This is a genomic window from Nocardioides bizhenqiangii, from assembly GCF_034661235.1.
GTDB classification, from domain to species: domain Bacteria; phylum Actinomycetota; class Actinomycetes; order Propionibacteriales; family Nocardioidaceae; genus Nocardioides; species Nocardioides bizhenqiangii.
Genome location: NZ_CP141059.1, coordinates 300,064 through 317,906 on the forward strand (window position 1 = coordinate 300,064; position 17,843 = coordinate 317,906).

The window sequence follows — 17,843 nt, forward strand, 5'->3', positions numbered from 1 at the left end:
CAGCTCAGTGGTCGGCAGGGGGGACGTAGCGCTTGAACGACGCGTCGATCTCGAGCTCGGCCTCGGTGCGGCCGACCCAGTCGGCGCCCTCGACGGACTTGCCGGGCTCCAGGTCCTTGTAGACCTCGAAGAAGTGCTGGATCTCGAGCCGGTCGAACTTCGGCACGTGGTTGATGTCGCGGATGTGCTCCATCCGCGGGTCGCTGGTGGGGACGCACAGGACCTTGTCGTCGCCGCCCTTCTCGTCGGTCATGCGGAACATGCCGATGGCGCGGCAGCGGATCAGGCAGCCGGGGAAGGTGGGCTCCTGCAGCAGCACGAGCGCGTCGAGCGGGTCGCCGTCCTGGCCGAGGGTGTCCTCGATGTAGCCGTAGTCGGCGGGATACATGGTCGAGGTGAAGAGGAAGCGGTCGAGGCGCATCCGGCCGGTCTCGTGGTCGACTTCGTACTTGTTCCGGCTCCCCTTGGGGATCTCCACGAGGACGTCGAACTCCAGCACTTCTTCCTCCACTCCGCGAGACCTGCGTGAGGCCCGTTGCCACTGCCTCAGACATCCTCGCGCACAATGTGCCGGAACGTGCAGTCGAGAGGGGTGCCAGCGTGACCCAGCGTGATCCAGACCACGTCCGCGGTGCCCTCGTCGGCTGGGTGTCCGCGGCGCTGGCTCTGCTGCTGGTGGCCGGGGTCGCCGGATGGCAGCTCGGCTGGTTCGAGGACCTCCTCGGCGACGACACCGCCCAGCCCGCCGATCCGGCGCAGGTGGCGCCGCCGCCCGAGGTCGACGTACCGCCGGTGCGCCGGCCGCGTGCGGTCGCCACCACCGCAGACGGAGGGGTGCGGCTCGACGCGGCCGAGGTGGAAGCAGCGGTCACCGGCTACCTGACCGACCGCGACCTCGGCCGCGACGTGCTCGCGGCCGTGGCGCCGCTGGAAGGCAACAGCGACGGCTTCTCCTTCGCGTCGTCGGCGTCGGTGCTCGGGATCCCCGCGTCGACCACCAAGGTGGTGACGTCGGCCGTCGCGCTGTTCCTGCTCGGTCCGGACCACGTCTTCGAGACCACCACCGTGCTCGAGCGCGGCGGCGGCACGCCGCGACTGGTGCTGGTCGGCGGCGGCGACCCGTTCCTGCTGAGCAGTCCGCAGGCGCAGTGGGGCACCAGCACGGCGGCGACGTACGCCCCGCCGAAGGCCGACGTCGTGACCCTGGCCCGGCAGACGGCCAAGGCGCTGCGCGCGGACGGCGTACGACGGGTGCGGCTCGGCTACGACGACAGCCTCTTCTCCGGGCCGACCGAGAACCCGCACTGGCGCGCCGACTACATCCCCGACGACGTCGTCTCGCCGATCACCTCCCTGTGGGTCGACGAGGGCCGCGACCCCATCGGCTACGGCCGGGTGTCCGACCCGTCGCTGACGGCCGCCGCCGTCTTCGCCGACGCGCTCGCCGCCGCGGGGATCGAGGTCGTCGACGCACCCGTCGCGACGGTCGCCGACCGCGCCGCCGACGAGGTGGCATCGGTCAGCTCGGCACCGCTGGCCCAGATCGTGCAGCGGGTCCTCGAGGTGAGCGACAACGAGGCCTCCGAGGTGCTGCTGCGGCACATCGGGATCGCCGACCAGGGTGACGGGTCGTTCGCCGGCGGCCAGACCGCCGTCGAGCGGGTGCTGCGGGCCAACGGCATCGACCTCCGCGGCAGCGTCCTGTACGACGGCAGCGGCCTCTCCCGCGAGAACCAGATGTCGCCCCACCTGCTGGTCGACGTGATCCGGTGGGCCGCCTCCGACCAGCAGCCCGACCTGCGTGCGGTGGTCACCAGCCTCCCCGTCGCCGGCTTCACCGGCTCCCTGGCCGACCGCTTCGACCAGGGACCGACGGACGGCCCCGGCCGGGTGCGAGCGAAGACCGGCACCCTGACCAACGTCACCTCGCTCGCCGGCATCGCCGTCGACCTCGACGGGTCGCTGCTGGTCTTCGCGATGATCGCCGACCGCGTGCGCCCCAGCCGGAGCGGTCTGGCCGAGGTTGCGATGGACAACGCCGCCTCCTCCCTCGGCGCCTGCCACTGCGCCCGTTAGGCCCGCTGCCCGCCCGCCCCACCCGTACGCTTCACGGCATGACGAGCGCCGCGCCGACCTCCGAGCCCCAGATGGTGGACTGGGGCCTCGCCGTCGCGCTCGGGTCGAAGCTGGCAGGTGAGGGACCGACGGTCACCCGCGTCGAGGCGGACTCCGTGGTCGCCGAGCTCCGGGCAGACGCTGCCCGCAGCACCGGCCTGGTGCGGGAGTTCACCGGTCTCGACGCACCCGACGACACCGCGCCGATCGTCGTCGTCGACCGCCCGGGCTGGGTGCGCGCCAACGCGGAGGGCTTCCAGGTGGCGACCGCGCCGATGATGCGCAAGCTCGTCGAGAAGCGGGAGCCGCCCAACCGGATCTCGCAGGCCATCGGGTCCAAGGTCACCGGCGCCGAGGTTGGCGGCCTGCTCGGGTTCCTCGCCAGCAAGGTGCTGGGCCAGTTCGACCCCTTCTACGACCCGTCGGGCCGGCTGCTGCTGGTCGCGCCCAACATCGTCCACGTCGAGCGCGAGCTCGGCGTCGACCCGTCCGACTTCCGGCTCTGGGTGTGCCTGCACGAGGAGACGCACCGGGTGCAGTTCACGGCGGTGCCGTGGATGCGCGAGCACCTCTTCTCGGAGATCGAGGCGATCAGCGAGACCGTCGAGCCGGGGTCGCTGCTCGACGGCGGCCTCGAGCGGATCACCGAGGCGATCAAGAGCAGCCGCAACGGCGGCAGCATCGTCGACATGTTCAGCACACCCGCGCAGCGGGAGATCCTCGACCGGGTCACCGGGATGATGTCGCTGCTCGAGGGCCACGCCGACGTCGTCATGGACGACGTCGGTCCGCAGGTCATCGGGTCGGTCAAGGAGATCCGCGCCAAGTTCACCAAGCGCCGCCAGGGGATCGGCGCCCTCGACCGGATCCTGCGCCGCCTGCTCGGCATCGAGGCGAAGATGGCCCAGTACCGCGACGGCGCCCGCTTCGTGCGAGCCGTCGTCGACAAGGTCGGCATGGCCGAGTTCAACGCCGTCTGGGCCGAGCCCGCGCACCTCCCGTCGAAGGCCGAGCTGAACGACCACGACGGCTGGATCCGTCGCGTGCTGAACTAGTGCCATGCCGCTCCACCCCGCCGTGGCCGCCGTGCGACGCGGCGTCCGCGGGGCGATCTCCCGGCTCGAGCCGGGCGACACCGTCGTCGTCGCCTGCTCCGGCGGGGCGGACTCCCTCGCCCTGACGTCGGCCACGGTCTTCGAGGGACACAAGCTCGGTCTCCGGGTCGTCGGCGCGACCGTCGACCACGGCCTGCAGCCGGGCTCCGCCGACCAGGCGGCGCGGGCAATCGCCCAGCTGGCGGCGCTGGGCGTCGACGAGACGGCGACGGTCCGGGTGGAGGTGGTGGGCGGGGGCCACGGCCCCGAGGCCGCCGCCCGGCAGGCGAGGTACGACGTGCTCGAGCAGCTCCGGGAGCGGCTGGGCGCCGTGCTCGTGCTGCTCGGCCACACCCGCGACGACCAGGCGGAGACGGTGCTCCTGGGCCTGACCCGCGGCTCCGGCGCACGATCGCTGGCCGGCATGCGTCGTACCTTCGACCACTACGCCCGGCCGCTGCTCGACGTCACCCGCGACGACACGGTGACCGCGTGCCAGGTCGAGGGCCTCGAGATCTGGGACGACCCCCACAACGACGATCCCGCCTACACGCGGGTGCGGGTCCGCCGTACCGTCCTGCCGGTCCTCGAGGAGCAGCTCGGTCCCGGCGTCGCGGCGACCCTGGCACGCACCGCAGACCAGCTGCGCGACGACGTCGACGCCCTCGACGACCAGGCCCGCTCGGCGTACGACGGCCTCCGGGCGACCGGGGACGGCGCCGACGGCAGCGACGGCCTCCCGCTCGGCCCGGTCTCCGAGCTCCACCGGGCGGTCGCCTCGCGGGTGCTGCGGCTGGCCGCGCTCGATGCCGGGGCGACCGGCAGCGAGCTGTTCCACGTCCACGTCCGGGCCCTCGTCGACCTCGCCGCCGGCGACCTCAGCGGCGAGGTCCGGCTCCCCGGCCACGTCACCGCGTACCGCGATCGCGACCACCTGCACTTCCGGCCGACCCCTGTGCCACGATGACGCTCATGGATGCTGGGCATGTCGAGAACGACCTCGTCGAGGTCCTGTTCACCGAGAAGCAGATCCTCGACCGGCTCGGCGAGCTGGCCGCGGAGATCGAGCGCGACTACGACGGCAAGGACCTGGTCATCGTCGGCGTCCTCCGCGGCGCGGTGATGGTGATGGCCGACCTGGCCCGGTCCCTGAGCCGGCACGTCGAGATGGACTGGATGGCGGTGTCGTCCTACGGATCCGGCACGAAGTCGTCCGGTGTGGTCCGGATCCTCAAGGACCTCGACTCCGACATCACCGGCCGGCACGTCGTCATCGTCGACGAGATCATCGACACCGGCCTGACGCTGTCGTGGCTGACCTCCAACCTGGGCTCCCGCGGCCCCGCGAGCGTCGAGATCTGCACCCTGCTCCGCAAGCCGGAGGCGCTCCAGATGCCGGTCGACGTCAAGTACGTCGGGTGGGACATCCCCAACGAGTTCGTCGTCGGCTACGGCCTCGACTACCGGGAGCGCTACCGCAACCTGCGCGACATCGGCACCCTCGCCCCGCACGTGTATTCCTGATCGGCCGTCGGCGGGGCAACCAGGTCGCCAGGCGTCTTACTGTCGTTGCGGGCGAGTGGCACTAGTCACGCTGGGCCAGGTGGAGTCGTGCCTCCGACCCCCCTTTCCTCGTTGGCACTTTCGTCCTACCACCGGGCTGCGACAATGAAGCTGTGCGGCGGCAGGTAACGTCGTCTGATCATTGAAGCCCGGGCTGTCCCGGGGTCGGGGTCCCGAGGGGCCCGGTAGGAGCGAATGAGTCTGTGAAGCGCGTGTTCAGGGGTCCCTGGGTGTGGATCGTGGTTGCGGTCCTCGCCGTCCTGCTTGCCCTGGAGTTCCTCGCGCCCGGCGGGGGGTACGACGAGGTCTCGACCTCGCAGATGAGCAAGTACATCGCCGACGGTGACGTCAAGGAGATCAACTTCATCGACGGCGACCAGACCATCGAGGCGACGCTCGACAGCGGCACCCGCGATGACGGCGACAAGGTGATGACCCACTACATCCAGGGTCAGCAGGAGACGATCCTCGCCGCGGTCGACGAGCAGGTCGCCGAGGGCACCATCGAGAAGTCGAACTCCGAGAACCCCCAGCCCAGCCTGCTCGGCTCGATCCTCGCCACGCTGCTGCCGTTCGCGCTGATCATCCTGCTGTTCATCTTCCTGATGAACAACGTCCAGGGCGGCGGCCGGGGCGTGATGCAGTTCGGCAAGTCCAAGGCCAAGATGATCAGCAAGGACATGCCGAAGACCACCTTCGCCGACGTCGCCGGCTGCGACGAGGCGATCGAGGAGCTCGGCGAGATCAAGGAGTTCCTCCAGGAGCCGGCGAAGTTCCAGGCGGTCGGCGCCAAGATCCCCAAGGGCGTGCTGCTCTACGGCCCGCCCGGCACCGGCAAGACCCTGCTGGCCCGCGCCGTCGCCGGCGAGGCCGGGGTGCCGTTCTACTCGATCTCCGGCTCCGACTTCGTCGAGATGTTCGTCGGCGTCGGCGCCTCCCGGGTGCGCGACCTGTTCGAGCAGGCGAAGGAGAACGCCCCGGCGATCGTCTTCATCGACGAGATCGACGCCGTCGGCCGGCACCGCGGCGCCGGCATGGGCGGCGGTCACGACGAGCGCGAGCAGACGCTCAACCAGCTGCTGGTCGAGATGGACGGCTTCGACGTCCGCGGCGGCGTGATCCTCATCGCCGCGACCAACCGGCCCGACGTCCTCGACCCCGCGTTGCTGCGCCCGGGCCGCTTCGACCGACAGATCGGTGTCGACGCACCCGACCTCGCCGGCCGCAAGCAGATCCTCGAGGTGCACTCCCGGGGCAAGCCCCTCGGACCCGACGTGGACCTGATGGCCGTGGCGCGCCGTACTCCCGGCTTCAGCGGCGCCGACCTCGCCAACGTGCTCAACGAGGCCGCGCTGCTCACCGCGCGCAACAACGAGAAGCAGATCTTCCCGTCGGCGCTCGACGAGGCGATCGACCGGGTCATCGCCGGGCCCCAGCGCAACTCCCGCCTGATGTCGGAGAAGGAGAAGCTGATCACCGCCTACCACGAGGGCGGCCACGCCCTCGTCGCGGCGGCGCTGCCGGGCACCGACCCGGTCCACAAGATCACGATCCTCCCGCGCGGCCGGGCGCTCGGTTACACGATGGTGCTGCCCGACGAGGACAAGTACTCCCAGACCCGCAGCGAGATGCAGGACAAGCTCGCCTACATGCTGGGCGGTCGAGCCGCGGAGGAGCTGATCTTCCACGACCCGACCACCGGCGCCGGCAACGACATCGAGAAGGCCACCAGCCTGGCCCGGGCGATGGTCACCCAGTACGGCATGACCGAGCGGCTCGGCGCCATCCAGCTCGGTGAGGCCAACGGCGAACCGTTCCTCGGCCGCGACATCGGTCACACCCGCAACTACTCCGAGGACGTCGCCGCGATCATCGACGAGGAGACCAAGAACTTCCTCACCGTCGCCCACCAGGAGGCGTTCGACATCCTCGAGGAGAACCGCGACGTGCTCGACGCCCTAGTCCTGGCGCTCCTCGACAAGGAGACCCTCGACAAGAGCGAGGTAGCAGAGGTCTTCACGCCGCTCCGGCGGCGCCCGGAGCGGCCGGCCTGGACCGGGTCGCCGACCCGCGTCCCGTCGACGGTCCCGCCGGTCGAGATCCCCGAGGAGATCCGTAGGCGGGCCGCCAACGGCACCAACGGCACGGCTCCCGAGGACGACCGCGAGGCGGGCGCCGTACTCACCCCGCCGGGGCCGGGTGGCGACGTCTACGGCGGCTCGCCGGTCGCGCCGCCCTCCGACCCGAAGCCGCCCAGCCCCCCGATGGGGGCCTAGGCTCACTCCGTGGCCGACCCCATCCACACGCCGGACCGGGACCCGTCGCTGGTCCCCGCGTACGACCGGGAGCGCGCCGAGGCAGCGGTCCGTGAGCTCCTCATCGCGATCGGAGAGGACCCCGAGCGCGAGGGGCTGCTCGACACCCCGGCCCGCGTGGCCAGGGCGTACGCCGAGCTCACCGCCGGGCTGAGGCAGCGGCCGGAGGACGTGCTCACGACGACCTTCGACCTGGGGCACGACGAGATGGTCCTGGTCCGTGACATCGAGCTGTGGTCGATGTGCGAGCACCACCTGGTGCCGTTCACCGGCGTCGCCCATGTCGGCTACATCCCGGCCGAGACCGGCAAGATCACCGGCCTGTCCAAGCTGGCGCGCCTGGTCGACGTCTACGCCAAGCGGCCGCAGGTGCAGGAGCGGCTGACCACCCAGATCGCCGACTCCCTGATGCGGATCCTCGAGGCCCGTGGCGTGATCGTGGTGATCGAGGCCGAGCACCTGTGCATGACGATGCGCGGGGTCAAGAAGGCCGGCGCGCGCACCATCACCTCGGCGATCCGCGGCAGCATGCACAACGCCGCGACCCGCAACGAGGCGATGAGCCTGATCATGCACGGCACCCGCTGAGTTGAGCTGGCCGCCCATGACTCCGCTCGTGATGGGAGTCGTCAACGTCACCCCGGACTCCTTCTCCGACGGCGGGCTGTTCCTCGATGCCGAGCACGCGATCGCGCACGGGCGGCAGCTGCTGGCGGACGGTGCCGACATCCTCGACGTCGGCGGGGAGTCGACCCGGCCGGGCGCGACCCGACCGCTGGTCGAGGAGGAGCTCGGCCGCGTCGTACCTGTCATCGAGGCGCTGGTCGCCGCCGGCGCGACCGTCTCCGTCGACACCATGCGCGCCGAGGTCGCAGCGGCGGCGCTCGCGGCCGGCGCCCGGATCGTCAACGACGTGTCCGGCGGTCTCGCCGACCCGGCGATCCTCGGGGTGGTCGCCGACGCGGACCCCGAGGTCAGCTACGTCGCCATGCACTGGCGCGCGCACAGCGACCGGATGCACGACTTCACGTCGTACGACGGGCCCGTGGCCGCGGTCGTGGCCGACGAGCTGCGAGCGCGCGTCGACGCCCTCCGCGCGGCCGGCGTCGACGACGCGCGGATCGTGCTCGACCCGGGTCTCGGCTTCGCGAAGACCCCCCAGCAGAACTGGGAGCTGCTCGGACGGATCGGCCTCGTCCAGGAGCTCGGCTTCCCGGTCCTGGTGGGCGCGAGCCGCAAACGTTTCCTGGGCGAGCTGCTGGCGGCGCCCGACGGCACTCCTCGTCCGGTCGGTGAGCGGGAGCTCGCCCACGCGGCGATCCTTGCGACGCTGGTGCTCCACGGCGTCTGGGGCGTGCGGGTGCACGACGTCCGCGCCGCGCGCGACGTGCTCACCGCCATGGAGCGCCTCGGGAGGGAGACGACATGACAGGAGGAGCCGACCTCGACGAGCTGAGCGTGATCGGTATCGAGTGCTGGGGCCACCACGGCGTGTTCGAGCACGAACGCCGCGACGGACAGCGCTTCGTGATCGACCTCACCCTGGGTGTCGACGTCGCTCCGGCGGGGGCCTCGGACGACTTGCGCGACACGATCGACTACGGAAGTGTCGTCGGCGAGGTGACGACGGTGGTCGAAGGAGAACCGGTCGACCTGATCGAGACTCTCGCTACGCGGATCGCCGATGTCTGCCTCTTGGACGCTCGTGTTGAATGGGCGCGGGTGACCGTGCACAAGCCGGACGCCCCCATCGAGGCGAGGTTCGCCGACGTACAGCTGACGATCACCCGACACCGACCCCCGACATCCCACGGAAAGGGAGAGGCCGACGATGAGTGAGACGCCCAACCCGAACATCATCGACGCCGACACCCTCACTGGTGAGATGCGGCCGATCCGTCGGGTCGTCGTCGGGCTGGGGTCCAACCTCGGCGAGCGCCTGTCCAACCTGCAGGGTGCGGTCGACGCCCTCGCCGACACCCCCGACGTCTGGATCACCGGGCTGTCGCCGGTCTACGAGAGCGAGCCGGTCGACTGCCCGCCGGACTCCCCGAAGTTCCTCAACGCGGTCGTCCTCATCGACACGACCCTGGCCGCCAACCGGCTGCTCGACCGGGCGCTGGCGATCGAGGACGCCTACGACCGCGACCGCAGCGACGGCCTCAACGCGCCGCGCACCCTCGACGTGGACCTGATCGTCGTCGGCGACCGGCGCAGCGACACCGAGACCCTCCGGCTTCCCCACCCGCACGCCCACGAGCGGGCGTTCGTGCTGCAGCCGTGGCTGGACCTGGAGCCGGACGCGCAGATCCCCGGTGTCGGCGCGGTCAAGGAGCTGCTCGACAAGATCGGCACGGACGGCCTGACCCGGCGCGACGACCTGGTGCTCGAGTCTGACGAGTGAGGGACGAGCAGGTCCCCCCGCCGGCCGACGACCCTGTCGAGCCGGACGGTCCGCAGGGCAACCTCCGGCCGACCCCGCCCGGTGTCGTGGTCGGCTGGGCAGTGGCCGGGCTGGTCGGCGGCTGGGCCCTGCACGCGGTGAGCGACCGGCTGGGCAACGTCCCGCCGCACGTGACGTGGGCGCAGCCGCTCGCGCTGCTGCTGCTGGCCGCGATCCTGGGCTACGTGGCGTGGGCTACCTGGCGGACGGTGCACGTACGACAGGAGCGGCTGCTGCCGCACCAGGCGGTCAACCGGCTGGTGCTGGCGCGCGCCTGCGTGCTCGTGGCGGCCCTCGTCGGCGGCGGCTACCTCGGCTACGCCCTGAGCTGGATCGGCGCCGCCGAGGACAACGGCCGGATGTGGCCGTCCCTGGCCGGCGGTGGCGCGGGGGCGCTCGGCGTGGTCGCTGCTCTGCTGCTCGAGCGCGCGTGTCGCATCAGAAACACTGATAACTCCAAGTAACGTCAGCCACATGGCTACCTCTGCGGGCCCCTCCCGCCGTCGTCAGCGGTCGACCCGGGTCGTGGTCGCCGTTCTTCTACTGCTGGGCGCCGCCGCCGCGGTCGCCGGCACCGCGGCCAGCGGATCCTGGCTGGCCGTGACCGTCGCCGGCGGGGCCGCCGTGCTCCTCGGCGCCGTCGCCACCAAGATCACCCACAGCGAGCTGCTCGCCACGCGCGTCGAGGCGGCGCGCGACCGAGCCGTGCAGGCGCGGGGATACCGGGAGCTCGACACCCTCCGCTCGGCCGAAGGCGTCGAGTACGCCGCCGACATGCAGGGCAAGCTCGCCAAGCGCGACGCCACCGTCTCCCGGCTCGAGCGTCGCCTCGCCGACACGGCGGAGGAGCTGGCGGACGCCCGCCGGGCCCTCACCGTGATCGAGGAGCAGCTCACCTACGCCGAGCGCGAGAACACCACCCTCGGTGAGCGGCTCGGTGACGCCGAGGAGCGCGCAACCCAGGCCGTCGTACGCGTCGCCGAGCTCGAGGTCGAGGTCGACATGCTGACCGCCCAGTGGGAGGCCGCCGAGGCCGCGCTCACCGCCCAGAGCATCCCGAAGGGCGCCTGAGCGACCGACTATCGCGATCTCAGCCCTTCAGCGACTCCCGCAGCGCCCGGTGGACGCCGGCGGGGGTGAGGACGCCGACGAAGCGCGGACCGTCGGTCACGCCGACCATCGCGCGGTCGTCGCGGAGCATGAGCGCGAGCGCCTCCTCGAGGGTGGCGCCGACGGCGACCGTGGTGGCGAGGTCGGCGGCCTTGACGCCGTCGACCGGCTCGACGTGATCCTGGTCGATCCGGGTCACCGACAGTCGGCGGAGGCCGTGCTCGGCGCCGACGAACGTCGCCACCTCGTCGTTGACCGGATGGGCCAGCAGACGCGCGGGGGTGTCGTACTGCAACAGCCGCCCGCCCTCGGCGAAGACCGCGACCCGGTCCCCCAGCAGCACCGCCTCGTCGATGTCGTGGGTCACGAACACGACGGTCTTCTCGAGCTCCCGCTGCAACCGGCGGAACTCCTCCTGGAGCCGGGCCCGCACCACCGGGTCCACCGCGCCGAACGGCTCGTCCATGAGCAGCACCGGCGGATCCGCCGCGAGCGCCCGCGCCACGCCGACCCGTTGCCGCTGGCCACCGGAGAGCTGGTGGGGATAGCGGTCGCCGTACAGGTCGGGCTCGAGGCCGACGAGGGTCAGCAGCTCGCGCGCCCGCTCGCGGGCCGTCGCCTTCGACTCGCCGTAGAGCAGCGGCACCGTCATCACGTTGGTGATGACCCGCTGGTGCGGGAAGAGCCCGACCTGCTGGATGACGTAGCCGATCCCGCGGCGCAGCTTGACCGGGTCTTCGTGGGTGACGTCGCGGCCCTCGATCTCGATCAGGCCGGTGCTGGGCTCGACCAGTCGGTTGATCATCTTCAGCGTGGTCGACTTGCCGCAGCCGGACGGGCCGACCAGGCAGACCAGCTCGCCGCGCCCGACGTCGAGGTCGAGCTCCTGCACCGCGACCGTGCCGTCGGGATAGGTCTTGCTCAGTCCCGAGAGGCGGATCATCGTGCCGTCGCCCGCGGAGGCGGTAGCGTTCATGGCCGTGACACTACTGGTGGCGGGGGCTCCGGCGGTCGTGTCAGCCACGGAGGAGAAGTGCTACTCCGTCGACGTGAACGCCTGGATCTGCGGCGACTACTGGGTTGATCGTCAGGACGAGATCATCGAGGCCACCACCACCCACATCCAGATCACCGTGGCCGCGGTGCTCCTCGGCCTGGTGATCGCGTTCCCCCTGGCCCTGATCGCCCGCGGAGTGCCACGGCTGGAGTCGAGCGTGCTGGGCCTGAGCACGGCGATCTACACGGTGCCGTCGCTCGCACTGCTGCCCCTGCTGGTGCCGCTGACAGGACTGACCAAGACCACGGTGGTGATCGGCCTCGGCCTCTACTGCCTGACGATCCTGGTGCGTGCGATCCTCGACGGCCTGCGTTCCGTGCCCGACGACATCCGGGAGGCGGCGGTGGGGATCGGCTACAGCTCGACGCGGCTGCTGCTGCGCGTCGAGCTGCCGCTGGCGCTGCCGGTGATGATGGCCGGGCTGCGGGTGGCCACCGTGTCGACGGTCGCGCTGACCACGATCGGCACCGTGGTGTCGGAGGGCGGCCTCGGCTACCTGATCGCCGACGGCCAGAGCACCGAGTTCAACGCCGAGCTGTTCGCCGGGGCGGTGCTGTGCGTCGCGCTCGCGTTGACGCTGGACCTGCTCCTGGTGCTCGCGCAACGGCTCGCCACCCCCTGGCGACGGGGGCTCACCTCGTGATCGGGGCGATCGAGTTCCTCCTCGACGGGGAGAGCTGGACCCGCAACAACGGCCTGCTCGAGCAGCTCGTCCAGCAGCTGCTGCTGACGGTCACCGCGCTGGTCCTTGCCGTCCTGGTGGGGCTGCCGATCGCGCTCGTGCTCGGCCACCTCGGGCGGGGTGGGCTGCTCGCCATCAACATCTCCAACATCGGCCGGGCGGTGCCCACGTTCGCGCTGCTCGCGGTGCTGGTGCGCCTGGAGTGGCCGGGCAACGACCCGTTCGGACCGTACGGACGGGCAGGGCTGGCGACCCTCCTGGCCCTGCTGTTCTTCGCGCTGCCGCCGATCATCACCCAGGCGTACGTCGGAGTCCGTGAGGTGGATGCGGGGGTTCGCGAGGCCGCCCGCGGGATGGGCATGTCCGGCCCCCAGCTGTTCTGGCGTGTGGAGCTGCCGCTCGCGATGCCGTTGGTGATGTCGGGGGTCCGGCTCGCGCTGGTCCAGGTGTGGGCGACCGCCACGATCGCGGCGCTGGTCGGCGGACCGGGCCTCGGCAACGTGATCCAGCTCGGGTTCGCCAACCTCGACCGTCGTAGCGAGGGCATCGGCGGCGCCATCCTGGTCGCCCTGATCGCGCTGGTGCTCGAGCTGCTCGCGGCGCTTGCCCAGCGGGCGACCAGCCCGGTCCCCAGCGCCGCCCGTACGCCGAACAGCGACCAGATGTCGATGCTGCCCCCTACAGTGAAGCCGGCTGACGACCCCGTCGGCTGAGCTCCGCTCGCAACACCGGACACGCGTGGCCACGCCACGGGACACAGAAGGTCAAGCAAATGCGCATTCGCCGCACCATCACTGCCGCCCTGTCCGCCTCCCTCGTCCTCGCCGGTCTCACCGCCTGCGGCGACGACGACGACGGGGCGGGGACGGCCGTCACCATCGCCAGCCAGAACTTCCCGGAGGCGGCCCTGGTGACCGAGCTCTACACGGTCCTGCTCGAGGACAACGGCTACTCCGTCGACGCCAAGCTGGTCGACACCCGCGACGCCTACATGGGTGACTTCCCCGGCGACGTCGACATCGTCCCCGAGTACCTCTCCGCGGTGGGCGACTTCCTGAACATCGCCGCCAACGGCGAGGACGCCGAGCCGGTCACGTCCAACGACACCGACGCGACCCTCGAAGCGGTGACGCCGATCGCGGACGAGGAGGGCATCACCCTGCTCGAGCCGTCGGAGGCGAACTCCCAGAACGCCTTCTTCGTCACTCCCGAGTTCTCGGACGCCGAGGGGGTCACCGCGCTCTCCGACCTCGAGGGCCAGTCGATCACCCTCGCGGCGGCGCCCGACTGTGAGGGACGGCCCGACTGCGCGGGCGGTCTCAGCGAGGTCTACGGCATCGAGATCGAGGAGATCCTCGCCACGGGGTTCGCGTCGCCGGAGACCTACACCGCTGTCACCGACGGCGAGGCCGAGCTCGGTCTCACCGGCACCATCGAGCCCACCGTCGAGGAGGACGGCTTCATCCGGCTCGAGGACGACCGCGGCATCCAGCCGGCGCAGAACCTGATCCCGGCGGTGTCCAGTGACTTCCTCGCGGACAACGAGGACGTCGAGGGCCTCCTCAACGACCTGATGGCTGCGCTCGACAACGACACCCTCAACGAGCTGCTCGGCCGAGTCACCCTCGACCGCGAGAAGGCCGAGGACGTGGCCGAGGACTTCCTCGAGCAGGAAGGCCTGATCTGACTCAGGTCTCGTGGTCCCGGAGGCGCATCGCCTCCGGGGCCACGGTGGCCGGGTCCAGGCCGGGTACGTCGACCCGCACCGACCCGTCGCCGAGCGCGACCCGCGGCAGCGGGGCCCCGAGGCTGCGCGCGTAGGAGCTGACCAGCGAGGCGTCCGCGCGCCGGTCCTCCTCGACCAGCCACCCGATCAGCCGCTGCGCGGGCGGCAGCGTGCTGCCGGTCAGTGACCGCTCGGGCCCCCAGAACTCCCGCACGCCGGTGACGAGCAGGTCCCACCACTCCTCGGAGCAGTCCGGGATGTTCACGAAGTACTGGCCCATGTCGCCCGGCAGCACCCGGTCGCGGAAGACCTCGGTGACCCCGGCGACGCCGTACTCCTCGACCGAGGTGAGCGCCATCCGCTTGGTCGTCCAGCGGTCCGTGAGGTCGGCGACCGTCGCCCGCTGCTGGGTGATCGACGACCCGTCGTGGCGCACCCGCCAGTGGTAGACGACGTCGGGGGTCACCCCGATCCGGCCGGCGCGGAGATAGGCGTGAGTGGTGGTCGGCTGGTCCTCGTAGCGGATCCGCTCCGGCCAGGAGAGCCCGGCCTCGTCCCAGAAGTCGCGGCGGAAGAGCTTGTTCCAGGCGAAGACGTCGCCGAGCAGCTCGGGGAGGTCGTCGATGGTCAGCGGACCGCGCTCGGCGTGCAGGCGGTTCATCCAGGGCAGGCCCGGCCGCCGGTCGCCCTCGAGCCGGACCACGTTGCCCGTCACCAGGGGGGCGTCCGTCTCCCGCGCCAGCGCCACCAGCAGCTCGAGCGCCCGCGGCGTCATCAGGTCGTCGGCGTCGCAGAAGCCGAGGTACTCCCCGCGCGCGTGGCGGATGCCCTCGTTGCGGGCGGCGCCGAGCCCCCGGTTGTCGATGTGCACCACCCGGACCCGCGGATCGCGGTCCGCGTAGCCGTCGGCGATCGCTCCCGAATCGTCGGTGGCGCCGTCGTCGACCACCACGACCTCGAGCTCGCGCAGCGTCTGCCCGAGCAGGCTGTCGAGGCAGGCCGGGAGGTACTCCGCCACGTCGTACGCCGGGACCACCACGCTGACCTGCGGGGTCGACCTCCGGCGCCGAAACACACCTCGAACCGTACTCATGCTCCTCCCGCCGACCGCGAATCGGGGGAGATGGCCCCTTGAATCCGGGAAGATGGCCCCTCGAATCGTGAGAGATGCGCCGGCGAGACTGCCCTTCTGGCCGGGAATCTTCCGCCGATTCGCGGGCCATTTCCCCGATTCACGGGGACATCTCCGGCGATTCGCGAAGGGTGGCCCACGTCACGCAGCCGTGACCTGTCGGCCCGGCATCTGTTGCACCTACGCTTGGTTGTATCGAATGAGCAACGTCCGGTACCCACCCCGGCCCGCAACACGAGCGGGTGGTCGGAGGGATTGGAACGAAAGGTTCGAACAGATGACCCAGTCGTCGACGTCGCCTGCGCCGCGCGCGCTGAGCATCGGCGTGATCGGCGCCGGCAAGGTCGGCGCCGTGCTGGCCGCCCGCCTTCGCGAGGCCGGCCACCCCGTCACCACCGTCGCCGGCGAGTCCGACGCCTCGCGTGAGCGCGCCGCCACCCTGCTCCCGGGCGTCGCCATCGACAAGCCGAGCGCCGTCGCGCGCGGCTGCGACCTTCTGCTCCTCACCGTCCCGGACGACATGCTGCCCAACGTCGTGCGGGTGCTCGCCGACTCGGGTGCCCTGCGCGAGGGCCAGTACGTCGTCCACACCTCCGGCCGGCACGGGCTCGCCGTGCTCGCGCCCGCCGCTGCGGTCGGTGCGAGGGTGATCGCGCTCCACCCGGCGATGACCTTCACCGGCACCGCCGTCGACCTCGACCGCCTCGACGGCTGTGTCTACGGCCTCACCGCCGAGCCGGCCGAGCGCCCGCTCGCCGAGCAGCTCGTCGCCGAGCTCGGAGGCCGCTCGACCTGGGTGCCCGAGGAGATGCGCACCCTCTACCATGCCGGTCTCGCGCACGGCGCCAACCACCTGGTCACCCTGGTCACCGAGGCGATGGAGCTGCTCTCCGCGGCCGGCTCCGACGACCCGGCCGGCACCCTCCGCCCGCTGCTCGAGGCCGCGCTCGACAACGCTCTCGAGCACGGCGACGCCGCGCTGACCGGCCCGATCGTGCGGGGTGACGTCAAGACCGTCGCCGCCCACCTCGAGGACATCACCGCCAACCGCCCCGACACGCTGCTGTCGTACGTCGCGATGGCCCGGGCCACCCTCGACCGCGCCGTCACCGACGGTCGGGTGCTGCCCATCCGGGCCGCGCGGATCCTGGCGGTCCTGGACGCCGCGGTCGCTCGCACCGGTCACGTCGCGGACCACTGACCTTGTCCGCCGCTGTGACGATGCCGGTCGTCGCGCGCACGCGCGCGGACCTGGCCGCGCTGCTCGTCGACAAGCGCGCCTCGGGAGACGTCGTCCTCGTACCCACCATGGGCGCGCTGCACGAGGGCCACGCCGGCCTGATCCGGATCGCCCGCGAGCGCGCTGGTGGCGGCGCGGTCGTGGTGTCGATCTTCGTCAACCCGCTCCAGTTCGGACCCAACGAGGACCTCGACCGCTACCCCCGCACCTTCGACGCTGATCTCGAGATGTGCCGTCGTGAGGGTGCCGACGTGGTGTTCGCGCCGACCGTGGACGAGATGTATCCCGGCGGCGTGCCGCGCGGGGAGGTCTCGACAAGCTCGACCACCGGCGGCGCGGTCACCGTGGAGCCCGGCCCGCTCGGCGGCATCCTCGAGGGGCGCACCCGGCCCGGTCACTTCCGTGGCGTGCTCACCGTGGTCGCCAAGCTCTTCGGCCTGGTGCGGCCGGACGTGGCGGTCTTCGGCGAGAAGGACTACCAGCAGCTGGTGCTGATCCAGCAGCTGGTGGCCGACCTCTGCATCAGCGGCAGCCACGGCGCCCTCGAGATCGTGGGTGCGCCCACCGACCGCGAGGACGACGGTCTCGCCCGGTCGAGCCGCAACCGCTACCTCGACGCCGAGCAACGCGGGCAGGCCGCTGCCCTGAGCCGCGTCCTGCACGCCGCCGGCCGGGAGGCGCCGCACGGTGTGGAGGCCGCCCTCACCGCCGCCCGCGCCGAGCTGCGGACCGCCGACGGCGTCGACCTCGACTACTTCGTGATCCGGGCCCCGGACCTCGCCGAGCTGCCGAGCGAGGTCGAGTCCGGCACGCCTGCCCGAGCGCTCATCGCCGCCCGGGTCGGGACCACCCGCCTGATCGACAACCTGGCCCTCACCATCGGAGGGTCCACCACCGAGCCGACCGAGCCGACCGCGAACGGGAGCAGCTGATGTTGCGCACCATGATGAAGTCGAAGATCCACCGGGCCACCGTGACCCAGGCCGACCTGCACTACGTCGGCTCGGTCACCGTCGACGAGGACCTCCTGGAGGCGGCCGACCTGCTGCCAGGCGAGCTGGTGCACATCGTCGACATCACCAACGGCGCCCGGCTCGAGACCTACACCATCGCCGGCGAGCGCGGATCCGGCGTGATCGGCATCAACGGCGCCGCTGCCCGGCTGGTGCACCCGGGCGACCTGGTCATCCTGATCGGCTACGGCCAGATGACGACCGAGGAGGCCAGGGCGTACCGGCCGCACGTCGTCTTCGTCGACGCCGACAACAAGATCCTGAGCACCGGCGCCGACCCGGCCGACACGTTCGACGACCCCGGCCTGCGCCGTGGCGACCTCACTGCGGCGGGCGTCTGACCGGTGCTATCG

The 17,843-nt window shown here is 71.5% G+C and carries 20 protein-coding genes; 17 read left to right on the plus strand and 3 right to left on the minus strand.

Features of this window, described 5'->3' with window-relative positions; all coding sequences use genetic code 11:
- Positions 1-4: 4 nt before the first annotated feature.
- On the minus strand, positions 5-511 hold the full coding sequence (locus tag SHK19_RS01445) for an inorganic diphosphatase (protein WP_425454058.1): 507 nt from the start codon (positions 509-511) through the stop codon (positions 5-7).
- An 89-nt stretch (positions 512-600) separates the two neighbouring features.
- On the opposite strand from SHK19_RS01445, the gene dacB reads away from it, so the two are divergent.
- From dacB to SHK19_RS01500, 11 genes are all read left to right on the plus strand, one after another.
- Positions 601-2,076 carry a D-alanyl-D-alanine carboxypeptidase/D-alanyl-D-alanine endopeptidase gene (dacB, locus tag SHK19_RS01450; protein WP_322457505.1) on the plus strand — a complete coding sequence of 492 codons (1,476 nt, stop codon included), beginning with the start codon at positions 601-603 and terminating at the stop codon, positions 2,074-2,076.
- A 38-nt stretch (positions 2,077-2,114) separates the two neighbouring features.
- On the plus strand, positions 2,115-3,170 hold the full coding sequence (locus SHK19_RS01455) for a zinc-dependent metalloprotease (protein ID WP_322457506.1): 1,056 nt from the start codon (positions 2,115-2,117) through the stop codon (positions 3,168-3,170).
- 4 nt (positions 3,171-3,174) lie between these two features.
- Positions 3,175-4,176, plus strand: coding sequence for a tRNA lysidine(34) synthetase TilS (gene tilS, locus SHK19_RS01460; protein WP_322937646.1), 1,002 nt, complete (start codon positions 3,175-3,177; stop codon positions 4,174-4,176).
- 5 nt (positions 4,177-4,181) lie between these two features.
- The gene (hpt, locus tag SHK19_RS01465; protein ID WP_322457508.1) at positions 4,182-4,733 is read left to right on the plus strand and encodes a hypoxanthine phosphoribosyltransferase; all 552 of its coding nucleotides are present in this window, start codon (positions 4,182-4,184) and stop codon (positions 4,731-4,733) included.
- 242 nt (positions 4,734-4,975) lie between these two features.
- Positions 4,976-7,048 (plus strand): ATP-dependent zinc metalloprotease FtsH, encoded by a 2,073-nt coding sequence (gene ftsH / locus SHK19_RS01470; protein WP_322457509.1) that lies wholly within the window; start codon positions 4,976-4,978, stop codon positions 7,046-7,048.
- Positions 7,049-7,096: 48 nt separating this feature from the next.
- On the plus strand, positions 7,097-7,675 hold the full coding sequence (gene folE / locus SHK19_RS01475) for a GTP cyclohydrolase I FolE (protein WP_322457610.1): 579 nt from the start codon (positions 7,097-7,099) through the stop codon (positions 7,673-7,675).
- Between the two features lie 16 nt (positions 7,676-7,691).
- Positions 7,692-8,516: a dihydropteroate synthase gene (folP, locus tag SHK19_RS01480; RefSeq protein ID WP_322937647.1), complete on the plus strand. Its 825-nt coding sequence runs from the start codon at positions 7,692-7,694 to the stop codon at positions 8,514-8,516.
- On the plus strand, positions 8,513-8,926 hold the full coding sequence (gene folB / locus SHK19_RS01485) for a dihydroneopterin aldolase (protein ID WP_322937648.1): 414 nt from the start codon (positions 8,513-8,515) through the stop codon (positions 8,924-8,926). Before folP ends, folB begins: the two co-directional genes overlap by 4 nt.
- Positions 8,919-9,491 (plus strand): 2-amino-4-hydroxy-6-hydroxymethyldihydropteridine diphosphokinase, encoded by a 573-nt coding sequence (gene folK / locus SHK19_RS01490; protein WP_322457512.1) that lies wholly within the window; start codon positions 8,919-8,921, stop codon positions 9,489-9,491. Before folB ends, folK begins: the two co-directional genes overlap by 8 nt.
- On the plus strand, positions 9,488-9,994 hold the full coding sequence (locus tag SHK19_RS01495) for a DUF3180 domain-containing protein (protein WP_322457513.1): 507 nt from the start codon (positions 9,488-9,490) through the stop codon (positions 9,992-9,994). Before folK ends, SHK19_RS01495 begins: the two co-directional genes overlap by 4 nt.
- A 10-nt stretch (positions 9,995-10,004) precedes the next feature.
- Complete coding sequence (locus tag SHK19_RS01500; protein ID WP_322457514.1) at positions 10,005-10,601, plus strand: hypothetical protein; 597 nt, start codon at positions 10,005-10,007, stop codon at positions 10,599-10,601.
- Positions 10,602-10,620: 19 nt separating this feature from the next.
- Here SHK19_RS01500 and SHK19_RS01505 read toward each other — a convergent pair whose 3' ends face one another.
- Entirely contained in the window at positions 10,621-11,616 is a 996-nt protein-coding gene (locus SHK19_RS01505) for an ABC transporter ATP-binding protein (RefSeq protein ID WP_322457515.1), read from the minus strand.
- Here SHK19_RS01505 and SHK19_RS01510 point away from each other — a divergent pair.
- The 3 genes from SHK19_RS01510 to SHK19_RS01520 are packed head-to-tail and all read left to right on the plus strand — an operon-like array spanning position 11,615 to position 14,066.
- Positions 11,615-12,340, plus strand: a complete 726-nt coding sequence (locus SHK19_RS01510; RefSeq protein ID WP_322457516.1) for an ABC transporter permease — start codon at positions 11,615-11,617, stop codon at positions 12,338-12,340. The two genes, SHK19_RS01505 and SHK19_RS01510, sit on opposite strands and share 2 nt — an antisense overlap.
- Complete coding sequence (locus tag SHK19_RS01515) at positions 12,337-13,092, plus strand: ABC transporter permease (RefSeq protein ID WP_322457517.1); 756 nt, start codon at positions 12,337-12,339, stop codon at positions 13,090-13,092. Before SHK19_RS01510 ends, SHK19_RS01515 begins: the two co-directional genes overlap by 4 nt.
- Before the next feature lie 59 nt (positions 13,093-13,151).
- Complete coding sequence (locus tag SHK19_RS01520) at positions 13,152-14,066, plus strand: ABC transporter substrate-binding protein (RefSeq protein ID WP_322457518.1); 915 nt, start codon at positions 13,152-13,154, stop codon at positions 14,064-14,066.
- A 1-nt stretch (position 14,067) separates the two neighbouring features.
- Here SHK19_RS01520 and SHK19_RS01525 read toward each other — a convergent pair whose 3' ends face one another.
- Positions 14,068-15,198: a glycosyltransferase family 2 protein gene (locus SHK19_RS01525; protein ID WP_322937649.1), complete on the minus strand. Its 1,131-nt coding sequence runs from the start codon at positions 15,196-15,198 to the stop codon at positions 14,068-14,070.
- A gap of 316 nt (positions 15,199-15,514) precedes the next feature.
- Here SHK19_RS01525 and SHK19_RS01530 point away from each other — a divergent pair, with 316 nt between their 5' ends.
- Genes SHK19_RS01530 through panD form a run of 3 tightly spaced genes read left to right on the plus strand, consistent with a single transcriptional unit; the run spans position 15,515 to position 17,831 of the window.
- On the plus strand, positions 15,515-16,438 hold the full coding sequence (locus tag SHK19_RS01530; protein ID WP_322937650.1) for a Rossmann-like and DUF2520 domain-containing protein: 924 nt from the start codon (positions 15,515-15,517) through the stop codon (positions 16,436-16,438).
- Between the two features lie 2 nt (positions 16,439-16,440).
- The gene (gene panC / locus SHK19_RS01535) at positions 16,441-17,409 is read left to right on the plus strand and encodes a pantoate--beta-alanine ligase (RefSeq protein WP_322937651.1); all 969 of its coding nucleotides are present in this window, start codon (positions 16,441-16,443) and stop codon (positions 17,407-17,409) included.
- Complete coding sequence (gene panD / locus SHK19_RS01540; RefSeq protein ID WP_322937652.1) at positions 17,409-17,831, plus strand: aspartate 1-decarboxylase; 423 nt, start codon at positions 17,409-17,411, stop codon at positions 17,829-17,831. The genes panC and panD overlap by 1 nt, the downstream gene beginning before the upstream one ends.
- The last annotated feature ends 12 nt before the right edge of the window (positions 17,832-17,843 follow it).

Bases quoted from the DNA above. Each gene is read 5' to 3' on its own strand.
- panD (WP_322937652.1), top strand. From the start codon at position 17,409: ATGTTGCGCACCATGATGAAGTCGAAGATCCACCGGGCCACCGTGACC.
- SHK19_RS01530 (WP_322937650.1), top strand. From the start codon at position 15,515: ATGACCCAGTCGTCGACGTCGCCTGCGCCGCGCGCGCTGAGCATCGGC.
- SHK19_RS01455 (WP_322457506.1), top strand. From the start codon at position 2,115: ATGACGAGCGCCGCGCCGACCTCCGAGCCCCAGATGGTGGACTGGGGC.
- SHK19_RS01525 (WP_322937649.1), bottom strand. From the start codon at position 15,198: ATGAGTACGGTTCGAGGTGTGTTTCGGCGCCGGAGGTCGACCCCGCAG.
- tilS (WP_322937646.1), top strand. From the start codon at position 3,175: ATGCCGCTCCACCCCGCCGTGGCCGCCGTGCGACGCGGCGTCCGCGGG.
- SHK19_RS01510 (WP_322457516.1), top strand. From the start codon at position 11,615: ATGGCCGTGACACTACTGGTGGCGGGGGCTCCGGCGGTCGTGTCAGCC.
- folP (WP_322937647.1), top strand. From the start codon at position 7,692: ATGACTCCGCTCGTGATGGGAGTCGTCAACGTCACCCCGGACTCCTTC.
- SHK19_RS01505 (WP_322457515.1), bottom strand. From the start codon at position 11,616: ATGAACGCTACCGCCTCCGCGGGCGACGGCACGATGATCCGCCTCTCG.
- folB (WP_322937648.1), top strand. From the start codon at position 8,513: ATGACAGGAGGAGCCGACCTCGACGAGCTGAGCGTGATCGGTATCGAG.
- SHK19_RS01520 (WP_322457518.1), top strand. From the start codon at position 13,152: ATGCGCATTCGCCGCACCATCACTGCCGCCCTGTCCGCCTCCCTCGTC.
- folK (WP_322457512.1), top strand. From the start codon at position 8,919: ATGAGTGAGACGCCCAACCCGAACATCATCGACGCCGACACCCTCACT.
- SHK19_RS01500 (WP_322457514.1), top strand. From the start codon at position 10,005: ATGGCTACCTCTGCGGGCCCCTCCCGCCGTCGTCAGCGGTCGACCCGG.
- hpt (WP_322457508.1), top strand. From the start codon at position 4,182: ATGGATGCTGGGCATGTCGAGAACGACCTCGTCGAGGTCCTGTTCACC.